We start from the raw sequence: 7833 nt of genomic DNA on the forward strand, positions 1-7833 counted from the left end.
AGGTACGGCGGGGCCGATGGCGGGCACCATGGAATCCAGTCGCCCGGCCGTCGGCCGGATGCGCTTACATTTTCGTGAGTTCGATCGGCCCGAGCATAAAAGCCATCATGTACCCGGTCGACGTCTTGAAGTCGCCGGCAGTGAAGCCCGGTTGGACTTTCGCGAACATCGCCATCTTTGTCTGTAGCCCATCGAATGGTCCCTGGATCTTTGCGCCCATGATCTGCTCGAATTCCTCAGGTTTCAGGGGGCGCGCGACTTCAGTGCCGGTACGCCACTTGCCGGACTGGTAGTCGTCGAAGACGTATCCCCTGTCGGTCTTCTCCACTTTGATCAACGGAACGATTTTTCCGTTTTCGGCGACGCCGTATTCGCCTTCAAGCGAATCGACGGATGCCTGCTTGCAGCCGGACATCGCGGCAAACATGCAGAATCCCAATGCCAAGTACGTGAGTTTTCGATTCAATTTTTTGGTCTCCACGGGTTCAGTACAATTTCGCCCGCCATGGTATCGCCAGTCGCTCGAACCAGCATGCGGGTCTTTGCGAAAGTCAATTTGCAGTTCCGTCCGGCGCAAATGCGGTGTCCAACAAAAAGCCCGCCACGTGGGCGGGCATCAGCCGGATCGGTCACCTTCGTTTGCGGTGTCGCCAGTGGAAGATCCGAAGACCGACAAATGTCGCGCCGAGTAGCACGCCGCTGGCGCGCGGTGCCTGTCCCGCCATCATCGGGACGAACTGGGCGGCCATGTACACGCAGAAAAACGCGACGAACACTTTGCCGACCACGGGTTTGGCCAGTAACGCGAGCAGGCGCGGAGGCTGCCGATGGACCCATGCGACATATTCCTCGTTGGTTCGCTCGAGGTCGAACCTGTCGGCGCCTGCACCGCACTGCGTGCGATAGAACTGCTCGTAGCGCTCGAAGCGCCCGTCACCTCGCCCGGAAAGCCACGCGGCGTTGCTCTCGGCCACTAGATAAGCGTAATCGTCCATCGCAGAGCTCCTTCAGTGCGCGCGATCCGCCACCCACGGCACCGCGCCGACCGCATCCCTGATCACCTCGCCGGTTGCCTCGGACCAGTACTGCTCGGTTTCAGGATTCAGCCAACCGAACTGCGCACGGCCGTCCGCACTGAACACGACGAAGCCTGCCGGCAGAGACGGCTCTTGCTCACGACTTCCCATGGCCGGCCCGTGCACGTGCGTGACGCTTCTTCTCGCCAAGTTGCCGATTGCAGGCCGGGCAGTCGAAGCTCTGGTGCATCTCGATCTTGGCGTCGTTGTTGCTGACCACATAGTGGGTTCGGCAAGTGCGGCACGGGGCAATCGTCAGGCGCGAATCGGCCGCCATCGAGCGGGTCAGGTTGCAGCCGCGATCTGCGGAAATATCCGGCTTGCCGCCGAACAGTTGCTGATAGATGTCGTTTGTCGCGATCAGCGCCTCCGGCGCGTTCCCACCCGCGGCGAGCGCCGCGCGGTACAGCCACGTGTAGAAAGTGGCATGCAGCCGGTTGTGCGGCGTCTCGACGAACCACGTCAGCGACGTCGGCACGTTCCCGCAGGGGGAGCTGACGCCGTGCATCTCGAAGTAGCGCTGGCGCATCGCGTTCTGGTTCAGGCGGAACAGGGCCGCGGCCGTGGACGCCCGGCACCCGTAGGCCATCATCGCGTATGAATAGGTTTCGTTGCGCTCACGCGGCAGGCGCAGCTCGCTCCAACCGGCCTTGCTGGGCAGTTCCCCGACGCGAATCGGAGAGGTTTCCATGATCAGGTGGGCGACCATTTCGTCGGTCAACGTGCTTGCCGTGAACTGGTACCAGAAGGTCGGCGCATTGAAACGCCAGCGAAACAGTGGCAAACCGCGCATACGCCCAAGTGCGAGGCGCAGCTTGTAAGTCGGCACCGACACCAGATAGGCGGCCACCTCGGTCGTAATGCCGAGCAGGGGCGCCGCCAGTACGCTCATGTGGATCACGCTCGTGACGAGGTCCAGGAACATGCGGTTGTGCTGTTGCACCGAGTACGTCGACAGCGCATCCAACTCCGGCAGTTTGCGGCGCAGTTCGTCGACCGCGACGGTCGTCGCCGTCTCGTCGATGAAGCAGCGCCAGTCCTCCACCGTTTGCAGCGTCGGCGCGACCATCAGGAATGGCGTGTGGAGCAAATTGCGCAGCGACGACTCGTTGTGCTTGAAGTGCTCGATTTCCTTGCGCTCGACGGCGAGGATCTCGTTAAACCGACCATCTTTCTGGAGCAGCCACTTCATGTGGTCGACCAGATCGAAATTCGTGACCTGGATCCGTTCCGTCAGCCATTGAGGCACGTAGAGGCGTTCGACGGACCGGTAGGTCTCTCGGGCATTCTTCTTTTCCATTTGTAGTTCTCTCAATCCCCTGCCAATTCGGGAGCGGCCGCTCCCGAACCATCATGCTGCGCGTGTCGCAGCCATCACTTCCCCATGAAACTTGCCGATCAGGTCGCCGAGCGCCACAAACAGGGGTTGGAAGCGCGCGGGACGGCCGTCCGCGGTCGCCAGCAACTGCGCGCTGTGGTAGTCCTGGGCGAATGCGCCGAACTTCTCGATCAGCGCGCGGATCTTCTTTTCCAGTGCTTCACCAGCCTCGAGCGCCGCCTTTTGCTGCTGGAGTTCGCTTTCGAGCGCCTCTTTTTCCGCCTGAATTGATTCGAGACTGGCGCGGGCTTCCTTCACTTCAGCGAGCTTGGTTGCGAGCGCATCTTCGAGGTTCGTGAATTCGTCGGGAACCGTCGGGACCGGCACCTGTTCCTTCAGCGGGTTGGCCTTCAGGTGGGCAAGGTCGTGTGTGATCTGTTTGACTTCGTGCTCTCGCCTCGCCAGTTCGTGCTGCAGCGTGCTGACCTGCTTGCTCACGTTCGCCAACTCGACGGACGTGGCTTGCGAGCTCTCGCGCTCGCGGGCTTGCTCTTGCCGCGTTCGATCAAGTTCCGCCGCAAGGCGATCGATTTCCGCCTGGGCATCGTCAAGCCGGCCGACCGTATTCGCGAGATCGTTTGTGACCATTTCAACCTGATTGGCCTTCTCGGCGAGCTTGTCCTGATAGTTCGCGATGAGCTGCTCGACTTGCCGCTTGCTCAAGTTCGGGTTTTCGCTTTTGGCGTCGATGACCATCTCGACCACCTCGTCGCCAATGTCGTTACCGACCAGCAGCGCCATGTCGCTGTGCGAGAGGATCTCGACGGCGCGCATGTTGTTTGCGAACTTCTCGTAACAGCGGATGTACAGCCGAACCGACGACTTCGACTTGCGAAACACCTTCGTCAGGTAGTCGTAAACGAGTTCCTTCGCGCGGTTGCGCACGGCGACAGTGTCACCTTTATGCGTCACCTCATGACCCACGACGCCGGTGAGAATGTGCACGAAGTTGCCGCCGATCCGCATGTGCTCGAGCAGGATCTTGCGTGTTGAGTGCGCGACTTCCTCGCTTTCCTCGATGATCGTGCGAATCAGCGAGTCGGGCAGGCCGGTGAACATTTCACGCGCGGCGGTGCCGAGCTCGAGTTGGGTCGGAATGTGAGCGAAGTTCGCCGTCAGATCGGCACTGGATTCAACGTCGTCGGCAACAGTGCGCCCGCCGTCAGGAACGGTCGGGTTGAAATCGTCGTCAGACTGGATAGGTTTGGGCAGATTCTTGGACACGTGTTCACCCCGATGCGATGTTGCTCGCCAGTTTCTCGTAGCAGCGGATATAGAGCCGAACGGTCGCGTTCGGCTTGTGGAATTTCCGCGTCAGAAAGTCGTAGGCGACCTTCCGCGCGCTTTCGCGCGTCGCGGGAGTGTCGCCATGGCGGACGACGTAACCGCTGACGATGCCATCACGGATGGCGGCGAAGTGGTAGCCGATGCGCAGGTACTCCTGCAGCTTGCTGCCCAGAATCGACGCCACTTCCTCGCTATGGCCGATCACGCCGTTGAGGATATCGGTGGAGAGACTCGCCAAAGACAGGCCGGCAGCCTCTTGAGTCGCATCACGACTGCGCGCGTCGTCTTGGGTCGACGCAGAAGCCTCGTCGAGGCGGGGTTTCTTGGATGGATGGTTGGACACGTTTCCTTCTCCGAAATGTCCGGTTGGAGCCATTGCCGGCGCAGTCGGATTCCTCGGCTGCATCTCAATGGCGACAAGTAGTTTGGGCGGGTGGCGAACCCAGCATACGCCGCGTTTTCACTTCGTCCTGGCGAAAAGCTGCACGAAAGCACCCTGCTTTTGAGCGGACTCGAATTGTTATGGATTAGGAATTTGTCGGCAGAATTGACCGAAACATTAGGAATACTTCCTCAGATCGGTAAAGATTGCTGGATTTTGCGGCGATGGATTTCGATAGCTGCCCCTGTTGGATCGTCAACGCTGAGGTGACGAATCGCGTCCCGGGCAAGCTTGACCTTGATCGAAGGCCGGCCCGAGAGCGCGTGGCGATTCTTCTTCTCGCGCAGCCAGTGACCGAGGTCAGACGCGCGAATCAGATCGATCGGCAGCGCCGGCGACAGCGTGCAGACGTCGCTGGAAAACACGCCGACACCGTGGACGTCCCACATAGCGGGCAACATGCTGCGCAGGAATGCAACCTTCGAGCGGTTCTGGTTCAGCGGCGAGCGCCGCTCCTCGAGCCTGCCGCCGGGCAGATGGCACAACAGCGTGGTCGCGTCGCTGCCCGGTGCGATGCGAGCGGCCCAGTGTTTAGTTTCGACGACGAAAATCCCGAACGGCGCGATGACAAGGTGGTCGACTTCGGCGGTCGCAAAATCCGTACCGGGCGCGTGATTCAGCAACAAGGCCGTTGGATGCACGTAGTAATCGTCGCCGCAGAGCCACGAGAGCACGCGATCGAGTTCGGTGCACACCCGTGCTTCGCCGACGTCGCCCGAAGCGTGGCTGCGCGAGACGGGCGGTTTGCTCGATTGAGCGGGGCGCTGCTTGCGAAATGCCATGTAGAGCGAGTAGCCGATGAACGCGAAGATCAGAATGGAAGACATGACGAGCGCCTTGAAGTGAGTGACGCATTCAGTCTGCCGCGCGGTTTGCGAAGTCAAGTCCTCGGAATCGGCAAAAGCTATACGATTTTCAGGAGCTTTCCGGGTTAAGCCCCTCAACCGGTTGAACCGGATGCGCTCCACCAAACCTATACGAGATTGCCGAGCATTCGGGCGACCCGCCGGGTACGAACCGGATACGCTAGGCCTATTACGCGTTTCCCCGACGCATCGACCTCCCGGACCTGACGGTCTCGCCTCTTGCGGCCTGCCCGCATCCTTTCCTGATCGACGCCGAGCATTTTCGTGCGCGGGCCTTGCGGCCGCGCACGAAAGCGCTTCGCGCCGATTTCCTTGCTCGTCCCTAGCATCGAAACCGCCGGACGTTGTCCGGACATCCTTCTGTATATGACTTTTCTGGAGAGAGAGATGTTGACGCTACTGTTCAAGAGCGCGTTCAAATCGCCGTTCAAGTTGCTGGCGCTTTGCCTGGTGCTGTATATCGCGACCACGTCGTTCTTCGTTGCCGGCATCGTGATGCTGGCAGTTGCCCATTGGGCGAAGACGGAATTCGACAAGCGTCGCAGGGCGGCGCAAGCGCCCGAAGTTGCCGAGCGTCCGGCCGGGTCGGACGCTGCGCAACAGTTGCATCGTGCCGCCAAAGTACCTGCAGCGAACGACGCAACCGAATCGACACCGAAGCGGCAGTACGCGAAATCGGCCGTCGTCATTCCCATCAAGACGGGCACCAAGTAAGGCGCCTGCCATCTCGTTGACCGTGCGAAGCCATTCGCACGGTCAACGCCTCACCCCTGCCGGGAACCCCGTTCCCGGTTTCCCGGAGATGAGGTTGCCCGGCACGACCGGAGCATTCTCATGGAACCGCATGTGGCTGCCTGGCAGCTCGACATGTTCGGCGACGCGTCGCCGATCGTCATCCCACCACCGAAACCCGACCCGCTTCCCGACCCATCCCAGTGGGCGCCGCACGTTCGCGAGCAGCTGGCCGAAGCTGTGTTCTTCCTCGCGGTCGACAGCCGCCACGGTGACAGCGTGCCGGAGGCTTTGATGGATTGTGCGGAGATCCTGCGGGATCGACTGTGCAATCGCCCAGTCGACAAGGCCGACTACTACGCGACGCTCGGATGGATCATGGAACTCTGGTCCGGCGCGATCCCGTATTCGCTCGTCTGTGCGCTCGGCCGGATTCGCTCGCGCTCAATGCAGGACGTGATCCGAGATAACCCGTTGCTCAACTTCGACTACATGCGGCTTAACCGCTGGTGTAGCGGGCAACTGTCCTTGGAGGCGCAATGGCAGGCGTAGCGATGTTCATCACGCGCGTGCTCGCAAATGCGTTTCCAGGCGAAGCGCGCAAGCGGACCGAGCCGTCGTCTCCGGCTGCGTGCACACCGGATCGCGAGCGCGTCGTCGGAAAGGGCGCGTCGAACGAGACCCACGTCACGATCGACGGCATTCCCCATCTGTTCGTTGACGAGGGCGACTGTATTGTCGAATTCGAACCGGCCTTCGACGATCACACCGGCGACACGATGTTCGGTCTCAAGATCCTGCCGGACCTTGAGCCGCACTGGGCGATGCGGGCTGAGCACCGATCCGCGCTGAAGGATGCGATCGCGACCGCTATTCGGCGTGCGGGCGGTGTCCAAATGCCAAGCGGCGCCAATGTGTCGTCAGCCGAGGATGCGCAGATGGAGGTGGCGCCGGCCGAAGAGTCCGCGCGCCCGCGCGACTGGTCCCGACGTCCGGCGCGAGCGCGCCGCGACGAATCCACCAAGTCTGCGGCCGTGGTCGGTCGCATCACCTGGTGGGGCGAGGACGAATTCCCCGATCGTCGTTCGAACGGCTCACGCTTCTACAAGTCGTTTGCGATCCGTCTCGACACACCGTATGGCGAACGCACGCTGCAAGGCGAAGGCTTGAAGGAGGCGATCTCGGAGTGTGGTTGTCGCCTTGGCGATACCGTGAGCGTCAAACGCCTCAGGAAGATCAAGGTGCCAGCCATGCGGTCCGATGGTTCACCGAAGATCGTGAATGGCCAGCAAGTCATGTGGGACAAGTGGCTCTGGTCGATTACTCAATAAAGGAGTTGTACATGGCATCAGTCAACAAGGTCATCCTGGTCGGCAACCTCGGTGCCGATCCGGAAGTCCGGTACCTGCCGAGCGGCGACGCGGTGGCGAACATTCGTCTCGCGACCACCGATCGCTACAAGGACAAGGCGAGCGGCGAGTACAAGGAAATGACCGAATGGCACCGCGTCGCGTTCTTCGGCCGTCTGGCCGAGATCGTCAGCGAGTACCTGAAGAAGGGCTCGTCGGTCTTTATCGAAGGCCGCATCCGCACGCGCAAGTGGCAAGGGCAGGACGGCCAGGATCGCTACTCGACCGAGATCGTTGCGGACCAGATGCAGATGCTCGGCGGCCGTGGCGGAAACGCACGGCGTGATGGCGACGACGATGGGTTCGAGCAGGGCGAGCGCCGACCGGCTCCGGCCAATGCGACCCGCGCGCCGGCTCGAACCAATGGCTCGGGACCGCGGCCTGCGGCGCCTCCGCCGGATCAGACGAGGTCCTACGGTGGTGGTGGCGGCCTCGACGAAATGGACGACGATATTCCGTTCGAATCGTGGTACCCGCGCAAAGCGTGGGCCGCGATCTGATCCCGGAAAAGCTCACCGATCCTCTTCACGTGGAGCGGCCCCACGTATCTGAGGACACGAGGACTCTCTTAAAATAAGGGATAGTCTTGTGCCTATCAGTAAGCCTAGTCATTACGTGGAAAGCATCGAAATTCTGACCGAGC

11 protein-coding genes are annotated in these 7833 nt (G+C 61.2%); 4 read left to right on the forward strand and 7 right to left on the reverse strand.

Annotated elements, in window-relative coordinates:
- Window positions 1-64: 64 nt before the first annotated feature.
- From FFS49_RS36775 to FFS49_RS36805, 7 genes are all read right to left on the reverse strand, one after another.
- Entirely contained in the window at window positions 65-466 is a 402-nt protein-coding gene (locus tag FFS49_RS36775; protein WP_081071000.1) for a hypothetical protein, read from the reverse strand.
- A gap of 163 nt (window positions 467-629) precedes the next feature.
- On the reverse strand, window positions 630-995 hold the full coding sequence (locus FFS49_RS36780; protein WP_060090987.1) for a hypothetical protein: 366 nt from the start codon (window positions 993-995) through the stop codon (window positions 630-632).
- Window positions 996-1007: 12 nt separating this feature from the next.
- On the reverse strand, window positions 1008-1187 hold the full coding sequence (locus FFS49_RS36785) for a hypothetical protein (protein ID WP_059889223.1): 180 nt from the start codon (window positions 1185-1187) through the stop codon (window positions 1008-1010).
- Window positions 1174-2376 (reverse strand): FlhC family transcriptional regulator, encoded by a 1203-nt coding sequence (locus FFS49_RS36790; RefSeq protein ID WP_060090989.1) that lies wholly within the window; start codon window positions 2374-2376, stop codon window positions 1174-1176. Before FFS49_RS36790 ends, FFS49_RS36785 begins: the two co-directional genes overlap by 14 nt.
- Before the next feature lie 51 nt (window positions 2377-2427).
- Window positions 2428-3678 carry a hypothetical protein gene (locus FFS49_RS36795; RefSeq protein ID WP_060090991.1) on the reverse strand — a complete coding sequence of 417 codons (1251 nt, stop codon included), beginning with the start codon at window positions 3676-3678 and terminating at the stop codon, window positions 2428-2430.
- Between the two features lie 4 nt (window positions 3679-3682).
- Window positions 3683-4084 (reverse strand): hypothetical protein, encoded by a 402-nt coding sequence (locus tag FFS49_RS36800; protein WP_081070999.1) that lies wholly within the window; start codon window positions 4082-4084, stop codon window positions 3683-3685.
- Between the two features lie 230 nt (window positions 4085-4314).
- The gene (locus FFS49_RS36805; RefSeq protein ID WP_060090995.1) at window positions 4315-5010 is read right to left on the reverse strand and encodes a nuclease-related domain-containing protein; all 696 of its coding nucleotides are present in this window, start codon (window positions 5008-5010) and stop codon (window positions 4315-4317) included.
- A 405-nt stretch (window positions 5011-5415) separates the two neighbouring features.
- Here FFS49_RS36805 and FFS49_RS36810 point away from each other — a divergent pair, with 405 nt between their 5' ends.
- From FFS49_RS36810 to FFS49_RS36825, 4 genes are all read left to right on the forward strand, one after another.
- Window positions 5416-5763, forward strand: coding sequence for a hypothetical protein (locus tag FFS49_RS36810; RefSeq protein ID WP_226285508.1), 348 nt, complete (start codon window positions 5416-5418; stop codon window positions 5761-5763).
- 120 nt (window positions 5764-5883) lie between these two features.
- Window positions 5884-6333 (forward strand): hypothetical protein, encoded by a 450-nt coding sequence (locus tag FFS49_RS36815; RefSeq protein ID WP_060090998.1) that lies wholly within the window; start codon window positions 5884-5886, stop codon window positions 6331-6333.
- Between the two features lie 2 nt (window positions 6334-6335).
- Complete coding sequence (locus FFS49_RS36820) at window positions 6336-7112, forward strand: hypothetical protein (protein WP_308727904.1); 777 nt, start codon at window positions 6336-6338, stop codon at window positions 7110-7112.
- A gap of 11 nt (window positions 7113-7123) precedes the next feature.
- A complete protein-coding gene (locus tag FFS49_RS36825) occupies window positions 7124-7690 on the forward strand; it encodes a single-stranded DNA-binding protein (RefSeq protein WP_060091002.1) in 567 nt (188 codons plus the stop codon).
- The last annotated feature ends 143 nt before the right edge of the window (window positions 7691-7833 follow it).

The organism is Burkholderia sp. 4NA327C6 (assembly GCF_005502655.1).
Classification (GTDB): domain Bacteria; phylum Pseudomonadota; class Gammaproteobacteria; order Burkholderiales; family Burkholderiaceae; genus Burkholderia; species Burkholderia contaminans.